Origin of the sequence: Streptomyces coacervatus (genome assembly GCF_029223485.1) — a bacterium.
Classification (GTDB): Bacteria; Actinomycetota; Actinomycetes; order Streptomycetales; family Streptomycetaceae; genus Streptomyces; species Streptomyces coacervatus.
The window spans coordinates 99,528-123,062 of the sequence record NZ_JARHTP010000021.1 but is presented as its reverse complement, the minus strand read 5'-3'; the positions used below and the strand labels follow the sequence as shown (position 1 = coordinate 123,062).

The following is a 23,535-nucleotide window of genomic DNA, read 5'->3' as shown; positions in this document are numbered from 1 at the left end:
CTACCCGGTGGCTCCAGTGTGCGTGCTTTTGGTGATCGTGGACAGGGGGCCTCGGGATCACTCGGCTGCGGGTACCGCGTGCGGCTCGGGGAGGCGCCGCCACTTCTCCTCGACGACGACCTGGCGCAGCCGCCAGCCGTCGTGCGTGCGCAGCAGCCCGAAGGCGTACCGGCCGCCGCACACGAAGTCGGGGGCGGCCGATCCATCTCCGTCCGCCGCGAATCGCATCGGATTGACGTAGTCGGCGTGCACGCGCGCGGTGTCGCCGATGTCCTGCTCCAACATCCCGAACCGCACCCGCCGGTTGACGATCAGATGCTGCCGCATCGGAAACAGCAGCATGCTCTCGGCGAGCCATGTGGCGACCTGCCGCGCACCCCCCTCGATGCCGCCGGCTGAGCGGTAGTCCGCGCGCCCGTCGGGTGTGAACAGCCCGCGATACGCCTCCCAGTCACCGTCGTCCACGGCCGCCGCATAGTCGGTGACCACTTCGTCGACGGCCAGCCGGTCCATCACGGTCGCGAGCTCCACACGCTGCGTCATCGGCTCAGTGTTGGGCATGGGACGTGCCGGGCCAAGGGGCGTGCGGTGATATTCGGCTGTCCGTGGGCACCGTCGCCCGCCACCACGGCTGCAACGGAGGGGGCGGCGCCGGAATCCTCCGGTGCCGCCCCCGCCGGCTGACTGCCCACGTGCTCAGGAGCCCGACATGGTCTCCCCGAACACGGGGTCGTCCCCTGCCTTCCCGATGCCCACGGACGCCGCGCCGAAGCTCACCGCGCCGGTGGCCGTGACGCCTCCGGTGGAGCCGCGCAGGACCCACACGGCGCCGTCGTCGCTGTTCTCGCCGGCCGCGCCCACCGACAGATCGGCGCGGCCGTCCTTGTTGTGGTCGGCGAGGTGGACGGCATCGCCGAACAGGTCCGACGACTCATTGGCGCCCGGGACACCCGAGGTGTCCTGGTTGAAGGACTGGACACCGGTCCCCGTCAGGCCGGAGGCGCCGCCGCGCAGCACCCAGACGCTGCCTGTCTGGGCCGCGGAGCCGATGGTCTCGAAGTTCGCGCCGATGGCGAGGTCCGGGTAGCCGTCACCGTTGACGTCGCCCGCGGCGAGTGCGCCACCGAACGAGTCGTGGTCCTCGTCCGCGCCCGGTACACCGGGGGTGTCCTGGCTGAAGACGGCGCTGCGCGTGGTGTCGACACCCGCCGTACCGCCGTAGAACACGGTGACGTAACCGCCCTTCGCCGTATCGTCCAGGACGTCGACGAAGTCGGTGCCGACGACCAGGTCGTCGTGACCGTCACGGTCGAAGTCGGCCACGGTGAGCGCGCCCGCGTATCCCGGGCCCGCCTCGGTCTGGAGCGTGGGCCCGGTCGAGGCGCCCCGGTAGACGAAGTTGCCCGCGGAGGACCCGACCACCACGTCGTCCGTGCCGTCGTTGTCGAAGTCCCCGGCGGCCAGTTGGACGGCGCCCCTGGGGTACGAGCCGGACTCGATCTGCGCGTCGAAGCGCAGCTTCCCGGCCGCGCCGCCGGACTTGGTGAAGCCGCCCTTGAAGATCCACACGTCCTTGCCGGTGGAACCGACCGCCAGATCGGCCTTCCCGTCACCGGTGAAGTCGCCGACCGCGAGGGACTGGCCGAACCGGTCGTGGCCCGACGGGTTCGGGTCACTGATCGTCGTGCCGCCCGAGAGGCCGGACGAGCTGCCCCACAGGATCGTGACCGAACCGCCGTCGACGTCGCTGCCGACGTCCTCCAGCGGTGTGCCCACGACGAGATCGCCGTAGCCGTCGCGGTTGAGGTCGCCGTGCGCGAGTTCGGTCCCGAAGCGGTCGGAGGTCTCCGAGTCGCCCGGCACACCGGACGAGCTCTGCGATGTGGTCTTGTGGCGCGCGGCGCTGATCCCGCTCGCCGAGCCGTAGTTGACGACCACGGCGCCCGCCTTCGCCTTCCCGCCCGCGACAGCCCCCGGGGCGCCGGTCGCCAGATCGCGGTAGCCGTCACCGTTGAAGTCGTCGGCGAGGCCCGACGCGGCGGCACTCGCGCCGCCGGGCAGGGTGACGAGCAGGCCACCGGCCAGGGCGGCCGCGACGGCGGTGGCGCCCAGGACGACGGGACGCCGGGAGCGCTTGTGACGGGACCGGGACATGAGTTCCTCTCCAGGACATACGTGCGGGCTCGGAGATGACCTCTGGTGAGCCTGAAGGGTTGTACGGGACAGGAGAGGTTTCGGTGCATTGCCTCATCGAGGCCGAGGCCCGGTTCAGGAAACGGCGGACGTCAGGTAGGTCAGCTCCACCTCTCCCTCGCAAGCGGGCAGCTTCCGCAGGGTCCAGCGGCCTTCGACGGTCCTGGAGGAGAAGTTCGACTCGGCGTCGTCCGCCTCCACCTCGCCTTCCTTCAGGGCGTATCCGGTCTCGGGGAGCCGCTTCTGCAGAAACGTCAGCGCGGCCTCGAAGCCGCCCGGCACGACCGTGGCGACGACGAGACGGCCGCCGGTGCGGTGCTCCACCGAGGTCAGGACCGCGCCGTCGGGGACGGGAAGAGTCTCCGGGAAGTCCTTGGGGAGCGGCAGTGCGGGGCCGGTTGGACACACAGCGGCCGTCGACGGTGGCGCGGCCGAGGGCTCGGCGTGCTTCGCCGCCGCCGAACATCCGGTGCCGGCCGCAAGACCCAGGATGACGACCGTCATCACCGCTGCCGGGTACGAGGGCTTCATCGACCGACCTCCTCAGGACTTCTTGTGCTTGCCGCCGGCCACGGCGTCATAAGCGCCGTACAGCGTGTTGCCGGAGGACTGGCGGGCGAGGGAGGCGAGGGCGTCGTAGTTCTGCGCCCCGCCGGTGGCACAGCTGCCGGTACAGCCGTCTGCGTAGGCGGCGAGCACGCGGCCCCGGGAGTCGATGGTGACGTCGTTGAAGTCCAGGAGATTGCGGTCCTTCCCGCAGGTGGTGCCGCCCGTGCAGATCGATCCCTTCTGCACCGGGTCGGTGGGGGTGGCGTCGACGGTGATCCAGGACTGGCCGCCGTCGTAGGTGGTGGCCACGTACAGGTGCCAGACACCCTTGAAGTTGTCCGTGTCCTGGTAGTTGCCGCCGGTGGTGGTGCCCAGGAAGGCGAAGGCGGCGCGGTTGTCGTCGCCCGCGGTCACGGCCGGGAAGACGATGTTCTTGATGCCGAGGGCCGAGCCGACGTTCTGGTCGTACAGCCACGTCCTGCCCTTGTCGTGGCTGACCGCGACACGCGCCGCGCCGTCGCTGTTCTGGTAGCCCATGTAGACGGTTCCGCCGGCCCCGATCCCCACGCTCGGATCGGAGTCACCGGGGGTGCTGGAGAGGTTCGCGCGGACGGTCCACGTCAGCCCGTCGTCCTCGGAGACGGCTACGGCCTGATGGCCGCCGCACCCCTTGTTGGGCACGTACACCGTGCCGTCCGGAGCGACCTTCACATGCCCGTGCAGGCCGCCGCAGTCCAGCAGCGAGTACATCGGAACCGCGGGCCCGTACGTCACCCCGCCGTCCCGGCTGACCGCGCAGGAGGCGTCGGCGATGTCCTGGGAGCAGTAGTAGACGGCGTCGGGGTACGACGTGACGCTGCCCGGCCCGCCCGGGGTGAAGGGGCCGCCGCCGAGGGTCTGATGGTCCACGCCGGAGTTGATGCCGGAGCCGGCCGTCGGGGTCCAGGTCTCGCCGTCGTCGTCGGTGTAGCAGGTCAGGGCGGTCTTGCCGGCGAGCTGGGACTCGAAGGTGCGATGGGTGGCCGGGTCGGTGAACAGGATCGGGTCGAGGCTGGTGGTGCTGCCCTGGGGACAGCCGTTGGCCGCGTTCGCGCTCTTGTCCTGCCAGGTGGCCGTTCCGGCGGCGCCGTAGGTGACCTTGAGTGTCGAGGTGTACGCCTGGAACATCGCGGCGCCGCTCGCCCGGTCGACGCCGATGGAGGGCTCGCCGGCGTTGTGCGCGTCCGTGATGCCGTCGGGTGCCGAGGAGTTCGCGTATGTCGGCGGCACGGCCGTACTCGGCGGTGGATCCACCGGACTGGCGACCAGGCTCGCGGTCGCGGTGAAGCTGTCGCCCAGCGGGGCGTAGGGAACGACGCGCACGGTGTACGACGCCGTCACCGCCGGAAGCAGCATCGTCTCCGGGGCGCCGGCGGAGGCCGAGGCGGCCACCTCATGGCCGTCCGGGTCGAGGACGTACAGGTCGAAGTCGGCTGCGGAGTCGGGCCACTTGACGTCCATGCGCAGGCGGTGACCTGCGTCGTAGCCGACCGGCACCGACACCTTCAGGGCGTAGTCGTCGCAGAGCTGGGGACTTCCGCAGCTCACCGTCCCGGTGGTGCCGGAGACGTTCGGGACGGCGAAGGGTCCCGCGCTCCATGTGGTCGTGGGCGCGGTGTCGGTGACCGATCCGGACGGCGGAGTGGCGGCGTCGACCGACGCACTCGGCAGGGTTCCGGCGAGGAGCGCCAGCAACCCGACGGCGACACGCCCCCGCGACCGCGGGTGATGGAGAAGGCGGAGTGCGGAGAGGAGAGCCACAGGTACCTCGTGTGTTCGCGAATCGGACGGAGGGTGGTGATGCGTGGCGGTACAGAAGCGTCTTTGTCTGCTCTACGGAGAGGCAGAAGGCGTCCGTCGCGAGAAACCGAACGTACTTCTGCGGCAGATGCGTTGCGGCCTGGATCCGTTGTCCGGACCGGGAGCAGCGTCCCGCGGCCGGCACAGTGGCGATCGGCCTTGTACTCAGCGGGAGTTGGCGCTGTCGGGCGATTCCTATACTGACCGAATGATCACCATTCCGATCGGCGCGCTCGAAGTGGCCATGGTCCAGTCGGGCGCCCGAGCCGCGGACACGCTACGGGACACCGCCGAGTTCGCCCGGCGCATCGAAGACCTCGGCTACCTGCGGCTCTGGTACGCCGAGCACCACCATTCCCCGGCCATCGGAGCGTTTCCGCCCGTCGTCCTGACCGCGCACGCGGCCGCGCTGACGTCTTCCATCCGTCTCGGTTCCGGGGGCGTGCTCGCCCCCAACCACGCTCCGATCATGCTGGCGGAGCAGTTCGGCACGCTGGCCGCGCTGCATCCGGGCCGGATCGACCTGGGCATCGGCCGTGGCCCGGGCACCTTCGACGAGCCGACGGCACGGGCCCTGCGGCGCGGGGCCGGGCCGACGACGGACGACGAGTACCGGGACGATGTATCGGCGACCCTGCGTTTCCTGGTGGACGAGGTCGCGCTCGGCCCGCTCCCGGAGCCGTGGCTGCTGGCGTCGAGTACGGCCGGTGCGGCGCTCGCGGCGGAACTCGGACTTCCGGTCGCCTTCGCCCATCACATCCGTCCCGACAACACCCTCGCCGCACTCGATCACTACCGCGCGCAGTTCGCCCCCTCCCGCTGGTGTGCGCACCCCCGCGTGCTGATCTGCGTGGAAACGGTGTGCGCCGAGACGCAGCAGGAGGCGGCCCGGCTCGCGGGCCCGATGGATGTCGTCAAGGCCGGCCTTCTCAAGGGACGGGGCGACATCCCCTTCCCCACTCCCGAAGAGGCAGCAGGCCACTCGTTCACCGGGGAAGAAGAGCGGGGGCTGACGAGCTTCCGCGCGCAGCAGGCACACGGCTCGCCCGACACTGTCACCAAGCAGCTGACGGAGCTGGTGGGCGTGACCGGCGCCGACGAACTCATGCTGGTGACGCCGGTCTACGCGTTGGCCGACCGCCTGAAGTCGTACGAACTCGTCAAACGGCACGCCGTCCAGGCCGTGTGAGCCACGGACGACGCCGAACGCTCAACCGGCCGCGCCCCGGAAGATCCGGTCCAGATGATGGTGCAGCACTTCGGCGGCCGCTTCCGGGCTGCGCTGGCCGACGAGGACGCTGGTGCCTAGCCCCGCAGACATGGCGAGCAGACTGACCGCCTCCAGCCGTGCGTCCACCCCGGGGCACAGCAGACCCGCCTCCCCGGCCTTGCGGAGGAGCACGGTCAGGGCCTCCTCGGCGGCGGCGCCCGGCTCCACTGCCGCTGTCCGACGCCGAGCTGTCCACCGTACGCACCCCGCTGTATCTGGTGCTCGGCAGGCGAAGCCTGCTGGTGCACCCGCAGCGGCAGGTGGAGCGGGTGCCGCGCCTGGTGCCGGGCGCCCGGGCCGAGATCGTCTCAAGTACCGGTCACGGCCCGCAGATCGACCATGCGGACGAGGTGAACCGGCGGATGCTGGACTTCATGGCTGCCGTCGGCTGACAGTGGCAGCCCCTTCAGGCCGCCTTTCAGGCTGCCTTGATGACGTCGCTCTGGATCGCGGCCGCCCACTCGACCACCAACAGCTCGTACTCCGCGCGCTCCTGGGCGGACAGGGAACCGCCCGCGCGCATCCACAGCGCACGAATCTGCTCGTTGACCTCGGCGGCAGAACGCACGGAACCACGGGTTAAGGAATGGGTGGGCATGCGCACAAGCCTAGGGGCAAGCACTGACACTGCGCTACCGGGCGGCTACCCATCCTGTATGTGATTGGTCACGGATTTTCGCAGGGCGCACGGAGTTGCAACTGCCGCATCGCGGCGAACCGTTGAGGCAGGCCGCCGGGCCGCGGATCAGCCCGCCGACTCCGCCGCGTGCGGACTCAGTGCGCCCGCCGTGACCAGGGCGATGATGACGACGCCCAGCGCGATGCGGTACCAGACGAACGGCATGAAGCTCTTCGTCGAAATGAACTTCATGAACCAGTTCGAGCGTCGAGGTCCTGAGCGGCTTTGACCTGCTGTTTCCACCGCTCTTCAAGATCGAATGGGAGAGCAGTGGGAGATGGCACTTTCCAGACTTCTTCTTCACCGGTGATTCGGCCCGTAGGCCGTCATCGACTGCATCGTCCATGAGCATGCTGAACACGAGCCTCCTCACGACCGCCGCCCCGAGCGCGGAGGTCGAGCGCGCGTCTTCGTCGTCGCCGGTCTCCACCGCCAGATAGACGGCGAAGCAGTCGTCGGTATCGCACACGACAGCCACTCCTGTAGGCATTCGATCCCCTCTCCAGCCTCAACTGCGCCCAACAAGACCATCTTGCTGAAGGGAACGTCCTCGCACTGGCGTCCCCACGAAGGCCGGGTCCGCGTGACTCGAATTCGAGTCGGATCCTTCGAATCGGACGCGCGGAATCGAACCCACGAGGGTGGGCAACGCCGCACTGCGCCGCGGCTGCCGGCCTCGAGCTGCTCGGCTACCGCCTGAGCTGAGGAAAGCACTTGGCCTTCCGCCGACGTACCTGCGGCGTAGCCTGCCCGCAGTGCGGAGCGTGACGAAGTGTCTGGTTCGGCTCCACACGCTGCGGGGAGAGGGAAGCCGGACATGGCGAACAACGGGCAGACGGACACGGCCGTACTGGTGGCGATGCTCAGCGAGCGCGCCGCCGTGAACGTCCGGCTGGCACTGGTCGCGGACGCACAACAGTGGCAACTGCACCATGGCCAGGTCACCTTAGACGACGACACCCCGGTGAAGGAGCGGGCCTGGCGCTACAGCACGGCGAGCTTCCTGGAACTGCGCCTGCCCGGCCCGACGGTCGCCGCGCTGCTGCGGGGCGACGAACAGGACATCCGCGGTTTCCACGTCGTCGCCCCCGGCCCGCCGCCCTCCAGCGCTTCCACCTCTCGGCTGCGCGGCCAGCAAGAGTGGGACCGGGTGACCACGCCGTGGCCGCGCACGGAGTGGACCATCAACCGGGACGCCAACACGCTCCAGCCCGGCCACGACCTGCTGGTCGGGGACGGCCCCTCTTTCCTGAACTTCGACCAGGCCCTCAGCGCCTTCCTTCACCAGCGCCCCCACGACAGCAACGCGGGCCGCTCGGACCTGTGGCGTATCGTTCTGCCGCAGCGCGCGGGCTGGCTTACACAGATCACCATCGGGCCCGACCTGCTGACGGCCGTCGTCGACGGCGAGGCCCTGGACGGCGCGGTACTGGAGCTGAGCTGGGCTGCGGGCAACGAACTCCAGTCCGTCGACGGCGCCGGCGCCTACCGCTTCGAGCTGCCCAACGGACTCGCGCCCGACAGCCTGTTGATGCTCCGCCGCGCGGACCAGTCGCTGGACTGGCGCCACTTCCCGGCTCCCATGTACGGGCGCGCCCGCGATGCCTCGGTCGTCTGGGAGCAGCCCGGCCCTGAGCTGGACCTTCTCCTGGCGAACGGTGAGGGGCAACATCTGGAGTGCAAGCGGGAGGTCCCGGAGGGCGACTCGCGGAAGAAGATGCTCAAGACCATCGCCGCCTTCGCATCGCAGGACGGCGGCACCGTCCTGATCGGTGTCCGGGACGACCTGCAGATCGTGGGCCTGCCCGAGGGGGCGAACATAGATAAGCAGGTTCTCCAGGTCGTGGGCATGATCCGGGACAACCTGGAGCCGGTGCCGTCCTACGAGCCACGCGTGATCGAACACGACGGAAAGACGGTCCTCGCGATCGAGGTCTCCGGCGGGGGCCAGATGTACGCCTACCGCGACGGACAGCGCGCGGAGTTCTATGTCCGTGTCGGCCCGAACACGGTGCTCGCACGCCACCATGAGATCGCCGCCGGATTCCGGCAGGCGCCGACCGTCACCACAGCATGAAGTTGAGCGACCTCAGCCCGCTGATGACCCGCCGCCAAGACGGCGGCCTCAGCTTCGCCCGCTTCCGCGCCGACCCGTCGTTGGTCTCCCTGCAGTGGCCGGACGACGTCGTCGAACAGTTCCTCTTCGACCACGGCGACAACGCCGCCTTCGTACACGACTACGGCGGCATCGACCTGCGCGACGTCACGTGGCGGCTGGAGGCGATCCCCACTGCGGACTTCCACGGCATGCCGACCGGAGCGTCCGACGCCGGCTGTATCGAGAGCTACGCCGAGAACCCGGTGCACTGGGTCAGGGTCCGGCCTCCAGAAGTCAGCTGGCACTGGGAAAAGCACGGAACGTGGCTGCGCCCGCCGATCCTCATCGACCGGCGTCTCCTGGATCCGTCGAACAGCGGGCTCCAGGTCCTGGAGGGCCGAACGCGCGTCGGTGTTCTGCGCGGCCGCCTACGCGAGCAACTGCACGTCGCCCCCGACCACAAAGCCTGGGTCGGACGCCCGTGAGAACGTGCCGCGCCTCAGTGCGTACGCTGCGAGCGTTCCAGCCGCTGGGTGGAGACAGGGTTGGCGTACCGCTGCTTCCTCCAACGAGCCCCACCGTCTATCGCCAGAGCTCGTGACTCAGGACTCGGTCGGTGATGACTCGCTTCGCTGCCCATTAGATTTCAGTGTGCTCACTAGGCGTGAAGCCGAGATCGGGATGACGGCCGCTTGTGCGATGTGCTGGTGGGTGGTTGAACCTTTGGGCTATACGGCGTGGCCTCGGGGGTGACTGGCCTGTGGTGACACTTCAGGTGTCGTTGCTGCGGCTGATGCGGCGTGTTCTCAGTAGACCGGTGCGCTCGGTGCGGTAACCGATGGCTGTCAGTGCCTTGATGCCGCGCTCGTCGAGGCTGCGCCACTTCTTGCCGCTGGCTTCGACGGTCTCGCGCACGGCCTTCCCCATCCCCTTGGGGACGGACTCCATGAGCTGTGGCAGGTACTGGATGGCGAGTTCCGCGGCTCCCTGGTTGGCCTCGAGCATGGGCAGGAGGATCGTCTGGATCAGGTCGCGGCGGGCGGATGGGTTCGTGACGTTCGCGGCCCGCCACAGGTCGAGAACGGCGCGGCGGTCGGGATTCCGGGATGCGCGGTCGTACCTCTCGATCAGCAGCTCGGCCGTATGGGCGTCCGGGAGCGACGGCCATCCGGCCGAGGTCAGTGTCTGGGTGGGCAGGCGAGTGCCTGGGCCTGCGAGCAGATCCTTCCAGAAGCCGGCCTGGTCCTGCGTTGGCAGAGCGGCCAGCCGTGAGGCCACCGCCTGAAGCAACGCCGCGTCGGCGTGGGTCGGCGACTGTTGCCGCAGGCCTGCCGATACGGCCTTGAGTAGCTCCGATGCCGAGGGTTCTTCGAGCGTGATCCACGCGGCCAGTGTTTCGCCGGCGTGGTCGGGATTTTTCCGGGCGTGATCGGCCATGGCCGCTGCCGTCGGCAGCGGCTGAAGACCGTCTCTGTCGATGCCGCCGCTCGCCAGCAGATGGTGTGCGCGGACCCGCAGGCGAGTGTGCTCGTTCCCGGGCAGCCAGTCGCTGTGGTCAAGGGCGTTTACCAGAGCGCGGGCTTCTCCGGGGTTCAACGGAGCGGGACCGGCAGCGACCAGGTCACGTAGGCAGTTGTTCACGAGGGACTCGATGTAGGTCAAGATCGCGCTGTCGTGTGAAACGAGGAGGTCATCCCCGTCGGTGAGCAACTCGGTGACTACTGCCGCCTGGTGGCGAACGAAGGCTGCGCGCTCCAGCAGACCGCTGTTCTCCAGTGGCTGCAGCACGTCGAGCAGCCGCAGTTGCTCCCCGGCTTCCTCGTCGGTCGAGGGACGAGACAGCGCCGGCAGCACGAAAGGCGTGATGTGTGGATGCTGGCCCGGGGGCTGGTTGTCGAAGAGCCGCATGAGGCTGCCCGCGGTGCGGTCGACCTCCTCCGGTTTTGGAGTGTTGGTGGGGCTGCTGGCCAGTGTCCACAGCTTCTTGAGCAGGGTGTTGAACTCGCCGGTCATTTCGGGGATAGCTGATCGTGGATCCAGCAGTCCCAGCCACGCCGGCCAGTAGGGGAGTGAACGCCGGTGGGAACTCGACAGCACCGCCCGAGCCAAGGCGGTCTCCCGCACGGTGGGGATATTGTCGGCGTGCTGTTCGACGATGTCCCGGCCCGGCTTGCTGTCCGACGCCAGCAGCAGTCCTACGACGGAGTGTGCCGCTTCAGAGCGCTCCTCGCACCAGTGCTCCAGAAGTTCCTCCAGCCTCCGCAGCGCCTCGTCGGGACTCCTCGGCTCCGGAGACGGAGCCGACGGGACGGCTGCCGGCTGGTCTTGCGCTCTTTCCCATTCCTCGTGTTTCTCGATCAGCGCCCGCAGTTCCTTGGCAATGTGGGGCCCGACCTGCTCCATGAGGATCGCCGCTTGAGAAGGGGGGAGTTCGGCGAGCATTTCGGCCATGTCCTCCTCGTCGCCCAGTAGATGATGTGACACCAGTTGCTGCACGAGGCCGGGGTCTGCCGTCAAGGCCGACTCGACATAGCGCATCACCATGGCGGCTGTGGAGGCACTGTCTCGGACGGCAGAGTGCCGCAGGACGATCGTACGCATTTCGATTGCTGCCGGACGGTCACTGGCCAGTGCTAGCCGCCAGCATCCGGGCAGTACCTCATCCGGCAGCGCATGCGGGGAGTTCGTCAGGATTGGTGTGAGTGTTTCGACCGCAGTGTCCGCTGTGCCGTTCAGGGAGAGAGCCGCGTCACCGCAGACGGCCAGGACGGCGTGGGCGACGTTCTCCTCCTCCAGACCGATCGCGTCCCGTGCCTGCTGGAGGAGGAGAGCCAGCGCGGCAGAACGGTCCTCGGCAGGAAGACCGCCGACGGAGGAGAGTACCGCGTCCAGTTCGGCGTTCTGTGCCTGCTGCTCCAGTGTCTCGGCCGCAGTGGAGGGCAGTCCGAACACGCTGCCGCTGGTCTCCATGAAGATCAGGTCACGGCCCGGGCCCGGCACGATCCGTGTCTTCTTGAGATAGGCAACGAGTTGCTGGCCGTGATGCTTTCGGATGTCGTCCGCCTTCTGGTCCTCGGTCTCGATCTCGTCAGGGTCCTCAGGGACACTGAGATGCTGGTCGACGGCTGCGTCGAGGTTCGCGTAGCGGCGGGCGGCCTCCTTGGCCTGCTCGCTCACGGCGAAGCCCAGGTCGGCCTCGGGGTTGGAGTCCAGCGCCAGTACGAACGCGCACAGCCGGTGGTCGAGCAGCAAATCCCGGGCGAACAGCGGGAACTCCACCCGGAGGCAGACCAGTTTGGCGATCTCCTCGACCCGCGTGGCTGGGTCGATCTCCAGCAGCCCGTCCGCGGCACGCCGCTGAGCCAGCCGGTACGTCAGAACGAAGGTGTTCAGCAGCGCCTTGACCCGGCGGGGACTGCGCACGTGCGAGGGCACGAGAACGCTCACAACCAGATTGACGTCGACCGTCGCCCACACGCCGCCCCGCCCGCGCACCAGGTCGGCGGCGAAGCTGGTCACCTTGGGCACCAGCAGTGGAGGGAGACTGAGCTGGTACTGGAACACCTTGTCCAGGTAGCCGCTTCCGCTGCTGTAGTACGGGTTTACGGCGTCGGTAGGCGTGGCCTGTTCCAGGGCACGGGTGAGTGCTTCTTCCAGGACCTGCTGGTCGGCGGCGACGACGAAGACGCAACCGCCAACGCCCAGAAACGTGCGCAGGGCGTCCAGGGTCGCTACCACGTCGGAGGGTTTACACCGGTCCAGCTCGTCGACGAACACGACAAGCCGTTCCACTCGGGAGCGTTTGACGAGGTCGGCGAAGAGCTTCTCGAACTGTTCGTCGCTGTCGGCGGCTTCCGTCTTGTGCTCGCGAGTGAGAGTGCGCGAGACCAGGACCATCAAGGAGGTCAGCAGCGCGGCCGGCGCGAGCCCCGCCTTCAGCGCTCCGGCCGCCATGTTGGCGAACGTGGGCCGGAACGCCCCTCCGTGCAACCAGGCGAAGAACGCCATGGCGGCGGCGAAGAACGCGACGACAGCACCGAACATCCACGCGAACATCTTCAGGAGGCGTCGGACGTCGCCCTTTTCGAACTGAAGCTTTACGGCGGCTCGCCCGCCGTACAATTCCTCGTGGAACTTCGCGTCCTTGATTCCGAGGGCGGTGGCGGCCGCGATGATGAAGTTCCTGCGCAGTGGGTTCTCTGCGTACTTGAAGGCGTCGAACCGCACGAACCGCACGTTCCGCTGCTTCTCGAGCAGCCCCTTCAGGAGATTGGCCACGCCCGACTTGCCGGAACCCCAAGGACCCCACACCGCGATGTTTGTCGGTGTGGGGACCGAGAGCGCCACGTCATTGAGCTGCTCGGCGATGTGACTGTGGGCCAGCCGGTCACTCTGGGCGTTGTCGACCTCGCGGTCCCGTATCAGGTCGTCCGGTTCTATGCGGCTGCTGTCCCTTGGTGCCACTGCTGCCCCGCTTTCGGGCTCTGTGCCCACGTTCCCCTGAAGTGCACGGTCGGCACCGTTACTTCACCTGGGCAACACGATAAACGGCAGCACCGACAACGGGACGCGCCCGCGGTCACGGGCGGGATCCGACCTTGTCGTTGGCGCCGAGCCGCACAGACCGGCACACATACCGTCGACTGTGCGTTGGGCGGGCACGGTCGGCGGTGGGTCATCGTGACGGCGGGCCGGACCTCACACTCTTCTCGGAACCCCAGGGCCTTCCAATGGCGTGCCAAGCCTGTTGTCCCGACCGGGGAGGGGAGCGGGGCGCCGACGGCTCGTACGACGACTTCGTCGACCGCTATATGTTCGCCTTCTGGCCGCTCATCACGCAGGGTGTCGCAGCCGCCGCCCGGCCCGTCGCGGGCCCGCACCCCTTGGCCGTCTGCCGCAGCCGTTACCAGCGCAGGGGCCCGCACGCAGAACAGTCGAAGGGAACGTTCATCGTTGTCCCGGTGCGAGTGTCCAGTGCAGGTCCTCCGACTCCGGGCAGAACCGCCACCCGTCCAGAAAGCCGTTCGCCGTCAGGCGGCTCAGTGCGCCCGGGAATTCCTGCTCGCGGATGCCGCAGCTGTGGACGACCCGGTCGGACTCGATTAGTCCCTCTCCCGAGGATGGCTCACTGTGCGCGCTGAGATAGACGCCCAGCAGCCGTAGTTGGGGCTCTGTCGCCCCCGTCCGTGCAGGGCCTGCGCATTGCCCAGTCGGCAGCCTGTCCCGCGTGAAAACCCGAGTTCGGGCCCCTGATCAGGACGTTTCGCTGCGGGACGGTCGTGGACCGGGGAATGATCGAGATCCATGCGGTGGTCATGGATCCATCTGCTGACGCGCAGGTCGCTGGAGCTGGCAGGCCTGCGGCTGCTGGGCGACGTTGCCAAGGACGTCGAACTGCTGGTGCTGCGGCACCAGCTCGCTGCGTTCCAACGCCAGCTCGGTAAACCGAAGTTGGAACCGGCCGACCTTGTCCTGCTGGCCGCCCTGTCGCGTCTGCTGCCTAGACAGAGCTGGAGCAGCTTCTTCGTCACCCCAGCGACGCTAGTGTGCTGGCACCGAGAGCTGATCGCCGGCAAGTGGACCTACCCCCACAAGAGCCCCGGTCGGCCGCCGATATCGGAGGAGACGCGGGAGCTGATCCTGCGTCTCGCGCGGGAGAATCCGCTGTGGGGACAGCGCAGAGTGCAGGGAGAGCTGGCCCGGTTGGGCATCACGGTCTCCGCCGCCACCGTCCGGTCAGTACTGCTGCAGGGCAACACTCCGCCCGCGCCCCAGCGGGCTCACGACACCTGGGTCTCCTTCCTACGCGCCCAGGCTTCCGGACTGCTGGCCTGCGACTCCTTCCATGTGGATACTGCATTCTGCCGACGGCTGTACGTGCTGTTCGTCATGGAAGTCGCAACGCGCCGAGTGCACGTCCTCGGCATCAGCGCGCACCCGAACCGAGACTGGGTGACCCAGCAGGTGCGGAACTTGATGATGGACCTCGAAGGCCGGGTGGACCGGTTCCGGTTCTTCCTGCGCGACCGGGACGGGAAGTTCTCCGACGCCTTCGACGCCGTGCTCGCCGACGCGGGCGTGTAGGTACTACTTTCCCCGCCGAGATCCCCGAAGGCAAACGCCTTCGCGGAACGCTGGGTCGGCAGCGTCCGCCGCGAGTGCACCGACCGCCTACTCATCATGAACGAACGGCACCTGCGCACCATCCTGAACACCTACACCGACCACTACAACCGGCACCGCCCCCACCAAGCCCTCCACCAACGATCTCCCCAAGCCTCGGAGACCGGCCAGACGACACCTGCCATCCCCTTCGGACGCCGCGTCCGCCGCACTCAACTACTCGGCGGCCTCCTCAACGAGTACCGGCAAGCAGCCTGACGGCAGACAGACAAACGGCCTGATCAGCAGCCCGAACCAGGATTTTCGCGCGGGACAGGCGCCGCCTGGCTTTGCGTGACGTTCAAGGCCCAGCGGATGGACCCGGTCCGGAACCGGGTCTCGGTCACCACCCGGACCGGACCGGACGGCAACGGCCCCGCCCTGGACGGCGCCGCACGCGAACTCCTGCGCGCCACTGCTGCCGAGTATGGCGCTGGAGGCGCCGCTGGCATGGGGGCGATCTTGGCCCGGCGGGCTTACACGGCCTCAGCGTTGGTCGTGTGGGTTCTGGTGCATGGAGAAGATCTTCGCCGAAGCCGATCCGGGCCGTACACCGGTAGACGTCTTGGTGACGGCTGGAATTGATGACGCGCGCATGACACGACTGGTGTGGTTGATCCGGGCCCAGTCTCGCTGCGTAGCGGCACGGACCAGCGCTGCAGCTGGTCCAGCGAGATGTGGGATCTGGAAGCAGCCAGGGCTTCCGGAAGTACGGTAGCACCGGGGTTGCGGTGATCTTGGCTCCCACCGCCTCTTCGAGGCCCTCGCCACCTGACGCCGGGACCTGGAGGTCGCCGTCAACCGTTCACCCCCGTGTAGTGGTCCAGGCTCCAGTGCCACAGCAGCCGCGCGCCGAGGTACGCGAGTGCTCCGAGTAGCGGGGAGGCGGCCGCCAGCCAGTACGGGACACCCGTGTCGTGGCCGTGGCCGGTGAGGACCGCGGCCGGGAAGTAGGCGACGAACGCGAGCGGGAGGCCGAAGGTGAGGAAGCCGCCCACCGCCCGGGGCAGCACGTTCAGCGGGTAGCTGCCGAAGGTGCCGAGCAGTTCCTCCAGCCAGCGGCCCCAGTAGTCGGCGGCCGGGAAGCGGAGCGAGGCGCAGGCGACCGCCGTGAACAGGGCGGCCTCCAGCAGCATGCCGCCGATCAGGCAGGTGATGAGGTACGTGATCCGTCCCGCCGTCCAGTCGAGGTGGCTGCGGGACAGGGCGCCGGCCATCAGGCCGGCGGCCACCGTGAGGTCGCCGATCGCGTTGGTGGGGAAGTACTGCAGCTGCACCTGTCGGTGGACCGGCATGGGCCGCAGCAGATAGATGTCGATGCGTCCTTCCTGGATATATCGGCCGAGGCCGTGCATCCGGCCCAGGACCAGTACGAACAGCCCGTGCGCCAGCATCCGCGTCGCGGGGATGAGCAGCACGTCCGAGCTGTCCCAGCCGCCCATGCCGGTGAACCGGGTCAGCAGCACGGTCGCGAACACGATCACCGACACCTGCCAGATCGCGCCGATCGCGATGTTCAGCAGGAACTCGACCCGGTATTCCATCTGGGCACGGATGTTGAGGCGCGTGATGCGCCAGGCGATCCGGACGGCGTTCACAGGCCTCAGCCTCCTTGGGAGATGACACGGCGGGCGGCCCGCCGCCACAGGAACCGGGTAAAGAGGAAGAGCACGACGACCCAGCCGGCCTGGATGGCCAACTGCCTGCCCGCATCGGACAGTTGGATCCGACCCACGTAGAGGGACAGCGGCACGTTGAGCGTCGCCTGGAAGGGCAGGTAGGTGCTCAGGGTGCGGAACCAGCCGGGGAAGAACCACAGCGGGGCGTACACCCCGGACATCAGGTTCTGCGCGAAGATCAGGATCAGCACGGCGGAGGTGTTGCGCAGCATCCAGAAACACCACTGGTCGATGAGCAGCATGATGAAGTACAGGATCAGTTGGCCGAGCAGCAGGCTGAGTACGAACACCCCGGCCACGGCGGCAGACTTGGGCGGCTGGACGACCCCGACCGCTAGGCACACCGCGAATCCGGCGAGCGCCCACGCGGCTCCGTAGATCTGCTCGCCGAGGGCGCGCAGCGCGTGGTAGCGGGCGGGCGGCAGCGGTCGCAGGTACCAGTAGACGATGGTGCCGAAGTGCACGTGCTGGATGACGGTGTCGCGGCCCGCGTACTGGTCCAACTCCCGTAGCCGGGAGGCCAGTGCGGCCAGCACGGCGTACGAGATGGCCTGTTCGCGGGTCATGCCGGCCGTGGCGCCGGTGTGCGCGTACAGGCCGCTCCACAGGGACGCGACCAGGACCACCTGCACGGTCAGCCGGACGAGGACGGCCGTCATACGGGGCGGTGCGTGCAGTTCGCCGAGCGGGGTGACGCGGGCGGTGCGCCACGCGTGCAGGACCGCCATGTCAGGCCCCTTCCGCTGGCGGGCCCGCGTGCGCGTAGGCGACCCGCATCACGTCCTCCAGGTCCGCCTCGTCGATGGCGATGTCCGTCACCTCGTACCGCTCTATGACGGCCTTGAGTGCCTGGTGGACCGTGGGAGCCTCGGATCCGTCCGGGCCGAACACCACCTGCGGGCCGTCCTGCCGCAGCAGCGCGATGCCCGGCGGCGGTACGACGTCGGTGTGCCCGTCGGCGAGCGTCGCCCGCACCTGCCAGGTCGAGCCGAACTTGCGGCGGATCTCGTCGAGGGTGCCGTCCAGTACCAGCCGCCCGTGGTTGATGAGCACGACCCGCTCGGCGAGCCGCTCGACCTCGGTCATGTCGTGCGTGGTCAACAGGACGGTACGGCCGCGTTGTTCGACCTGATGCCGCAGGAATTCCCGCACCTGCTCCTTGACCACCACGTCCATGCCGATGGTCGGCTCGTCGAGGAAGACCACCGGTGGGTCGTGCAGCAGGGCGGCGGCCAGGTCGCAGCGCACGCGCTGGCCGAGGGAGAGGTGGCGGACGCGGGTGTCCCAGAAGGCGGACAGTTCGAGGATGTCGTCGAACTCCCGCAGGCGGGCGGAGTGTTCGGCCTTTGGTACGTCGTAGATGTCCCGAAGGATGGCGAAGGACTCCTTGACCGGCAGGTCCCACCACAGCTGGGTGCGCTGCCCGAACACGGCGCCGATGTTACGGGCGTTGCGCTCCCGCTCCTCGTACGGCACCACGTCGGCGACCCGGGCCTCGCCGGAGGTGGGTGTGAGGATGCCGGTGAGCATCTTGATGGTGGTGGACTTGCCGGCGCCGTTCGGGCCCAGCAGGGCGAGGAGTTCGCCCGGTGCCACGTCGAAGCTGATGTCGGAGACGGCGTGCTTGGCCACCCGCTCCGGGTTGACCAGGGAACGCAGCGCGCCGGCGAAGCCGGGGCGGCGGACGGTGGTGTGGAAGGTGCGGGACAGGCCGCGGACCTCGATACTGCCGGTCAATCGAGAGACCTCCGGGTGAGTTGGATTAGCCAGACGGTCGCCGCGAGCGAGGCGGCGGAGAGCACGGTCAGCAGCAAGGGGACGGCGTGGATGCCCAAGGCCTCGATGCCCACCCCCAGCAGCGGGGGAGCCGCCACTCCGCCGATCATCGACGCGGCGATGACCCAGGCACCGGCGCGCCTCGCCTGGGGAAGGGCCCTGTTCAGCCAGGGCAGTCCGGTCGCGAAGCCGAGACCACCGAGGAAGGCGGCGGCGAGGGCGAGGGGCCAGTCCGGGGCGAGCGCGAAGCACGCGGCGCCGAGCGCCATCAGGCCGTAACTCGCCGCCAGCAGCGCCCTGTTGTTGATCCGGGAGTGGATTGCGTTGAAGGCGAGGACGCCCGCGACGCCGCCCGAGAAGTGCAGGCTCAGACCGAGTCCGGCGCCGGACGGGGACAGGCCGAACTCCGTGCGCAGGCCCGGGATCGCGGGGCCGTACAGCGCCTGGAGCATGCCGATGAGGACGAAGCCGACGCAGGACGCGACCGCGGCCGGCCGACTGAAGAGCCGGCCGACCGCAGGGGACCGTATGTCCGTGTCCGTCAACTGATCTCCGAGAAGACGAAGGAGAACTCGACGGGTTCGGCGCGCAGTTGGTACTGCGGCAGCACGCCCGGGCCGCAGGAGCCGGTGCCGATGCCGTGCAGGGCGTGGTCGAGGTTGACCCAGACCGTCTCAACGGCCTTGAGGTCGGTGAGGTGGGCGGCCGCGTCCAGCTGCTCCGTCGTCCAGCGGCGGGCGGTGAGGAAGAACTCGGGGTCGCCCTCGATGCGCAGCCCGCCGAGCTCTGCCCAGCGGACGTCGGCACGGGCGCCGTTCTCCTGCGGGCGCAGGTAGGGGGTCTGCAGCCCGTCGACCGTGGACTCCCAACGGTCAAGCCTGGAGGCCGACTTGGTGTCCGGGTAGCCCTCGCCTGGACCGCCGCCGTACCACTTGACACCGTCGGCCTGTGCGAGCCCGAAGCGCACACCGAGGCGCGGCAGGGGCACCGGCCACTCGCCTTCCGGCCCCACGGACACGGTCAGCTTCAGCCGGTTGCCGTCCGAGGTCCAGCGGTACACCGCGGCGAGCCCGAACTCCCAGGCGGCTGGCGCCACCCGGGTCCGCACCGTCAGTGCGTCGTCGCCCACCTCCACGCCGTCGAGGCGGTGCCGCATGCGGTGCAGGCCGTACTTGCGCCACAGTTCGGCGTAGCGGGTGCCGGTCTGCCACTCGGCGCCCTCGTCGTTGTCGGTGGTCGCCCGCCACACGTCCAGGCGAAGGCCGCTCACCTCGACACCGCCGATGGTCCTCAGCGCACCGGTGCGGGCGTCGAAGGAGGCCGGGCCCAGGGTGATCACGCCGTCGCCCGGCACGGGACCGTCAGAAGCAGCGATCGATGGCAACGCCCTTGCTGTGCCCGGGAGTTGGCCCCAGGCCACCTCGTGGCCCTCCGGCCCCCAGGCGGTGTCGGCCGCCAGCAGCGCCCGTACCGTCCACTGCGACTCGCCGCCACCGTGGTCGGCCGGCGGCTCGGGCAGCTTGACGTCCGCGGACGCGCCCGGGGCGAGCGCGGGTACGGACAGGGAGCCCGACTCGACCGTCTCGCCGTCCACTTGGTAGGACCACTCGAAGGCGAACGCGGAGAGGTCGGCGAAGTCCTGCTTGTTGGTCACCCGCACGGTGCCGTCCGTGCCGTCGCCCTCGATGCCGACCGGCTCGATGACCTTCTTGAACTCCAGCAGGCCCGGGGAGGGCCGCCGGTCGGGGAAGACCAGACCGTCGCAGACGAAGTTCCCGTCGTGCAGCTCCTCGCCGAAGTCGCCGCCGTAGGCGTAGCCCAGCTCGGGGTGGGTGATGCCGTGGTCGATCCACTCCCAGATGAAGCCGCCCTGGAGGCGGTCGTACTTCTCGAACAGCTCCTGGTAGTCGGCGATGCCGCCCGGGCCGTTGCCCATGGCGTGCCCGTACTCGCAGAGGATGAAGGGGAGTTCGCGGCGCTTGTGCGTGCCGCCGTCCAGCTCCTGGCCGATCTGCTCGATCTCGGCGTGGGAGGCGTACATCCGTGAGTACATGTCCGTGTCACGGGAGTTCCAGTCGCCCTCGTAGTGCACGAGGCGTGAGGCGTCGCGGCCGTGGATCCACTCGGCCATGGCGGTGAGGCCGCGTCCGGTGCCGGCCTCGTTGCCCAGGGACCAGATGACCACCGACGGGTGGTTCTTGTCGCGCTCGACCATGCGGGCGGCGCGGTCGAGGAGGGCGGGGGTCCAGCGGTCGTCGTCGACGGGGTTGTCGCGCCAGGCCTGCTCGGTGAAGCCGTGGGTCTCCAGGTCGCACTCGTCGATGACCCACAGGCCGTACTCGTCGCACAGGTCCAGGAAGGCCGGGTGCGGCGGGTAGTGCGAGGTGCGCACGGCGTTGAGGTTGTGCCGCTTCATCAGCAGCACGTCCGCACGCATGGTCTCCAGGTCGAGGGCGCGGCCCTTCTCCGGGTGCCACTCGTGCCGGTTGACGCCCTTGAAGAGCACCGCCCTGCCGTTGACCTTGATGAGGCCGTCGGCCAGCTCGACGGTACGGAAACCGATGCGCAGCGGCACCCGCTCGCCCTCGGTGACCAGCTCGCCGTCGTACAGCTTCGGCACTTCGGCCGACCACGGCTGGACCGCTGCCGTAACTGTTTCCCCGGTTGCGACATCGATGTCCAGGGCGGGCACGGACACCCGCCCGTCGACGTCGGAGTCGACGCGCAGGGTGCCCTCGCCCGTGATGTGGTCGTAGGAAGCGTTGACGAAGAAGTCGAGGACGCTGCCCGCCGGGCGGTGCAGCAGCGTGACGTCACGGAAGATGCCCGGCAGCCACCACTGGTCCTGGTCCTCCAGGTACGAGCCGGCGGACCACTGGTGGACACGCACGGCGAGCACGTTTCCGCTGGGCTTGAGCAGGTGCCCGACCGTGAACTCGTGCGGCAGCCGGGAGCCCTTGAACTCGCCGATGTCCGTGCCGTTCAGCCAGACGCGGGCGCAGGATTCGACGCCGTCGAAGCGGAGGACGGAGCCGCCCTCGGAGGGCCAGTCCTCGGGCAGGTCGAAGAGGTGCAGATGGTCGCCGGTCGGGTTCTCCGTGGGGACGTGCGGCGGGTCGACCGGGAAGGGGTAGAGGTGGTTGGTGTAGATGGGCAGGCCGAAGGCGCCGTCGCCCTGGAGGACCCAGTGGCCGGGGACCGCGACCTCGGCCCAGTCCCCGGCGTCGAATCCGGGCTCGGCGAACGAGTCGTCCTCGGCGTCGGCGGTCGGCGACACACGAAGCCGCCAACTGCCGTTCAGTGACAGGGACTTCGCGTCCGAGGATGCGTACCAGGCGCGGGGCGGGAGGGCCCCGCTGCCCGGTGAGACGTCCTCGACGTAGTCGATGGCCGATGGGGAGGTGCGGAAAGACATCGGTCTCCAGGTCGTGAGTGGAGGGCGTCAGCCCTTGATGCCGGTCTGTGCGATTCCCTGTACCAGCCAGCGCTGGAGGAAGAGGAACACGAGCACAAGGGGCAGGATGGAAATGGCGGTGGCCATGAAGATCAGGTGGTAGTTGACCGTCTGGTTCGTCATGTACGAGGAGAGCGCGACCTGGACGGTCCACGAGCTCGGGTCCTGGCCGATGACCAGCGGCCACAGGAAGGCGTTCCAGCCGTTGATGAACGTGATCGTCGCCATCGCCGCGAAGAAGTTCAGCGAGTTGGGAACGACGATCCGCCAGTACGCCGTCCAGTAACCCAGCCCGTCCACCCGCGCCGCCTCCTCCAGCTCCTTCGGGAACCCGAGGAAGTACTGCCGAAAGAGGAAACAGGTGAAACCGCTGAACAGGCCCGGAATGATCAGGCCCCGGTAGGTGTCCACCCAGCCGAGGGACGAGACCAGCACGAAGCTGGGCACGAACGTGACGGCGGTGGGCACCATCAGGGTGGCGAGAACCGCGTAGAAGACCTTGTTGGCGTGCCGGTAGGGGATACGGGCGAGACCGTATCCCGCCAGGGAGCAGACCAGCAGGATGCCGGCGGTCATCAGAACGGCGACGACCAGCGAGTTCCACATGGACTGGGCGAAGTCGACGGTCGGATCGTCGAACAGCTCGGAGATGTTGCCCCACTGCAGACTCGTGGGGAAGAACTGCCAGTTCTCGCCCGTAATCTCCTGGTCCGTGGACAGGGCGTTGCGGACGATCAGGTAGAAGGGGATCAGGAAGAGCAGCGCGGCGATGCCGACGGCGACGTAGAGACCGGTGTTTCCGAGGAGGCCCCCGCGCTTGGGCCGACGTCCCTCGCCGACCTGGGGTGCGGTGGTGGTCACTTGGACTCCTCCCCCCTTCCGAAGCCCATGAACTTGCCCTGCAGCAGGGTGACGGCGCAGATCAGCACCGTCAGGATGACAGCGCCCGCGCTGCCGGAACCGTAGTCCTGGTTCGCGCCAAGTGCCGTTTTGTAGAGGACCATCAGGGGCGTCTGACCCCAGGTCGCCCTGGTCGAGATGATGTTGTAGAACTCGTCGAACGCCTGGTAGGCGGCGACGAGCAGCAGCAGGATCACCGCGGTCGAAGTGGCGCGCAACTGGGGCAGCGTGATGTACCGGAAGGTCTGCCAGCCCTGCTTCGCACCGTCGATGGCGGCGGCCTCGTACAGCTCCTGCGGGATGTTCTGCAGCGCCGCCAGGAACAGGATCATGTAGAAACCGGCCTGCAACCACAGGCGGACGGTCAGGATGACCAGCCAGTACCAGGGCGGGCTCGGGTTGGAGACCCAGGCGACGTTGTCGGCGGCGAACCAGCCGATGACCGTGTTGGCCAGGCCGAAACGGACGCCGTTGAAGATGGACATCTTCCAGATCAGCGCGGCGGCGACGTAACTGCACGCGGTGGGCAGGAAGAAGACCGAGCGGAAGAACGCCCGCATGAACCGCAGCCGGTGCACCAGCAGGGCTAGGCCCAGCGAGAGCGCCCAGGTGGTGGGCACGATGAAAGCGGCGAAGACGGTGAACGTCACCAGCGAGCCGGTGAAGGCGCTGTCCGTCAGCATCTGCCGGTAGTTGTCGAAGCCGACAAAGTGGCTGGGGGTGACCGTGAAGCGGGCTTCGAAGAAGCTGAGCCAGATGCTCCAACCGATGGGAACGAAGACGAAGATCACCAGGCCGATGAGGAACGGGCCGGTGAAGAGCCAGAAGTTGAGGGTGTTGTTCGCCGTGAGCCCCCGCCGCGGCCGGGCCTTGGAAGGCTTGGCCGCGGCGGGGCGGGCGACCCCGCGGGTGGTGGTGGTCGACATGTCCTTGGTC

Annotated in this window: 17 protein-coding genes and 4 pseudogenes; 6 read left to right on the top strand and 15 right to left on the bottom strand. The window is 68.5% G+C overall.

Translation table 11 applies throughout. The features are described from left to right. Positions 1-57 precede the first annotated feature (57 nt). The 4 genes from P2Q00_RS40300 to P2Q00_RS40285 form a co-directional block, all read right to left on the bottom strand. Entirely contained in the window at positions 58-543 is a 486-nt protein-coding gene (locus P2Q00_RS40300) for a nuclear transport factor 2 family protein (RefSeq protein ID WP_275779468.1), read from the bottom strand. Positions 544-696: 153 nt separating this feature from the next. Then, positions 697-2,154, bottom strand: a complete 1,458-nt coding sequence (locus P2Q00_RS40295; RefSeq protein ID WP_275779466.1) for an FG-GAP-like repeat-containing protein — start codon at positions 2,152-2,154, stop codon at positions 697-699. 114 nt (positions 2,155-2,268) lie between these two features. Further along, on the bottom strand, positions 2,269-2,724 hold the full coding sequence (locus P2Q00_RS40290) for a hypothetical protein (protein WP_275779465.1): 456 nt from the start codon (positions 2,722-2,724) through the stop codon (positions 2,269-2,271). A gap of 12 nt (positions 2,725-2,736) precedes the next feature. Further along, positions 2,737-4,542 (bottom strand): sialidase family protein, encoded by a 1,806-nt coding sequence (locus P2Q00_RS40285; protein ID WP_275779463.1) that lies wholly within the window; start codon positions 4,540-4,542, stop codon positions 2,737-2,739. 247 nt (positions 4,543-4,789) lie between these two features. Between P2Q00_RS40285 and P2Q00_RS40280 the strand changes: the two genes are divergently transcribed. Beyond that, complete coding sequence (locus tag P2Q00_RS40280) at positions 4,790-5,770, top strand: LLM class flavin-dependent oxidoreductase (protein ID WP_275779462.1); 981 nt, start codon at positions 4,790-4,792, stop codon at positions 5,768-5,770. A gap of 21 nt (positions 5,771-5,791) precedes the next feature. On the opposite strand, the pseudogene P2Q00_RS40275 reads toward P2Q00_RS40280, so the two are convergent. Continuing rightward, positions 5,792-6,004, bottom strand: a pseudogene (locus P2Q00_RS40275) (TetR family transcriptional regulator C-terminal domain-containing protein); the annotation flags it as partial. On the opposite strand from P2Q00_RS40275, the pseudogene P2Q00_RS40270 reads away from it, so the two are divergent. Next, positions 5,998-6,243 (top strand): annotated as a pseudogene (locus P2Q00_RS40270) (alpha/beta fold hydrolase); the annotation flags it as partial. The pseudogenes P2Q00_RS40275 and P2Q00_RS40270 overlap by 7 nt on opposite strands. Positions 6,244-6,269: 26 nt before the next feature. Here the strand turns inward: P2Q00_RS40270 and P2Q00_RS40265 are convergent. Further along, on the bottom strand, positions 6,270-6,449 hold the full coding sequence (locus P2Q00_RS40265) for a hypothetical protein (protein WP_275779460.1): 180 nt from the start codon (positions 6,447-6,449) through the stop codon (positions 6,270-6,272). A gap of 147 nt (positions 6,450-6,596) precedes the next feature. Continuing rightward, positions 6,597-6,728, bottom strand: a pseudogene (locus P2Q00_RS40260) (undecaprenyl-diphosphatase); the annotation flags it as partial. Positions 6,729-7,347: 619 nt separating this feature from the next. Here P2Q00_RS40260 and P2Q00_RS40255 point away from each other — a divergent pair. Together P2Q00_RS40255 and P2Q00_RS40250 are read left to right on the top strand one after the other, a co-directional pair. Further along, positions 7,348-8,607 carry an AlbA family DNA-binding domain-containing protein gene (locus P2Q00_RS40255; RefSeq protein ID WP_275779458.1) on the top strand — a complete coding sequence of 420 codons (1,260 nt, stop codon included), beginning with the start codon at positions 7,348-7,350 and terminating at the stop codon, positions 8,605-8,607. Further along, positions 8,604-9,113, top strand: coding sequence for a hypothetical protein (locus tag P2Q00_RS40250; RefSeq protein ID WP_275779457.1), 510 nt, complete (start codon positions 8,604-8,606; stop codon positions 9,111-9,113). The genes P2Q00_RS40255 and P2Q00_RS40250 overlap by 4 nt, the downstream gene beginning before the upstream one ends. Positions 9,114-9,399: 286 nt before the next feature. On the opposite strand, the gene P2Q00_RS40245 is transcribed toward P2Q00_RS40250, so the two are convergent. Beyond that, positions 9,400-13,092, bottom strand: a complete 3,693-nt coding sequence (locus P2Q00_RS40245) for a KAP family P-loop NTPase fold protein (protein WP_275779456.1) — start codon at positions 13,090-13,092, stop codon at positions 9,400-9,402. An 840-nt stretch (positions 13,093-13,932) separates the two neighbouring features. On the opposite strand from P2Q00_RS40245, the gene P2Q00_RS40240 reads away from it, so the two are divergent. Together P2Q00_RS40240 and P2Q00_RS40235 are read left to right on the top strand one after the other, a co-directional pair. Next, positions 13,933-14,712 carry a helix-turn-helix domain-containing protein gene (locus P2Q00_RS40240; RefSeq protein WP_275779455.1) on the top strand — a complete coding sequence of 260 codons (780 nt, stop codon included), beginning with the start codon at positions 13,933-13,935 and terminating at the stop codon, positions 14,710-14,712. Positions 14,713-14,733: 21 nt separating this feature from the next. After that, positions 14,734-15,009, top strand: a pseudogene (locus tag P2Q00_RS40235) (integrase core domain-containing protein); the annotation flags it as partial. A 578-nt stretch (positions 15,010-15,587) separates the two neighbouring features. On the opposite strand, the gene P2Q00_RS40230 reads toward P2Q00_RS40235, so the two are convergent. The 7 genes from P2Q00_RS40230 to P2Q00_RS40200 are packed head-to-tail and all read right to left on the bottom strand — an operon-like array spanning position 15,588 to position 23,525. Beyond that, on the bottom strand, positions 15,588-16,388 hold the full coding sequence (locus tag P2Q00_RS40230) for an ABC transporter permease (RefSeq protein ID WP_275779454.1): 801 nt from the start codon (positions 16,386-16,388) through the stop codon (positions 15,588-15,590). A 5-nt stretch (positions 16,389-16,393) separates the two neighbouring features. After that, on the bottom strand, positions 16,394-17,197 hold the full coding sequence (locus tag P2Q00_RS40225) for an ABC transporter permease (RefSeq protein WP_275779453.1): 804 nt from the start codon (positions 17,195-17,197) through the stop codon (positions 16,394-16,396). Position 17,198: 1 nt separating this feature from the next. Beyond that, entirely contained in the window at positions 17,199-18,206 is a 1,008-nt protein-coding gene (locus P2Q00_RS40220) for an ABC transporter ATP-binding protein (RefSeq protein ID WP_275779452.1), read from the bottom strand. Then, a complete protein-coding gene (locus P2Q00_RS40215; RefSeq protein WP_275779451.1) occupies positions 18,203-18,790 on the bottom strand; it encodes an MFS transporter in 588 nt (195 codons plus the stop codon). Before P2Q00_RS40215 ends, P2Q00_RS40220 begins: the two co-directional genes overlap by 4 nt. Next, positions 18,787-21,660, bottom strand: coding sequence for a glycoside hydrolase family 2 TIM barrel-domain containing protein (locus P2Q00_RS40210; RefSeq protein WP_275779450.1), 2,874 nt, complete (start codon positions 21,658-21,660; stop codon positions 18,787-18,789). The genes P2Q00_RS40215 and P2Q00_RS40210 overlap by 4 nt, the downstream gene beginning before the upstream one ends. A gap of 27 nt (positions 21,661-21,687) precedes the next feature. Next, positions 21,688-22,560, bottom strand: a complete 873-nt coding sequence (locus P2Q00_RS40205) for a carbohydrate ABC transporter permease (RefSeq protein WP_275779449.1) — start codon at positions 22,558-22,560, stop codon at positions 21,688-21,690. After that, positions 22,557-23,525, bottom strand: coding sequence for a carbohydrate ABC transporter permease (locus P2Q00_RS40200; RefSeq protein WP_275779448.1), 969 nt, complete (start codon positions 23,523-23,525; stop codon positions 22,557-22,559). Before P2Q00_RS40200 ends, P2Q00_RS40205 begins: the two co-directional genes overlap by 4 nt. Positions 23,526-23,535 lie beyond the last annotated feature (10 nt).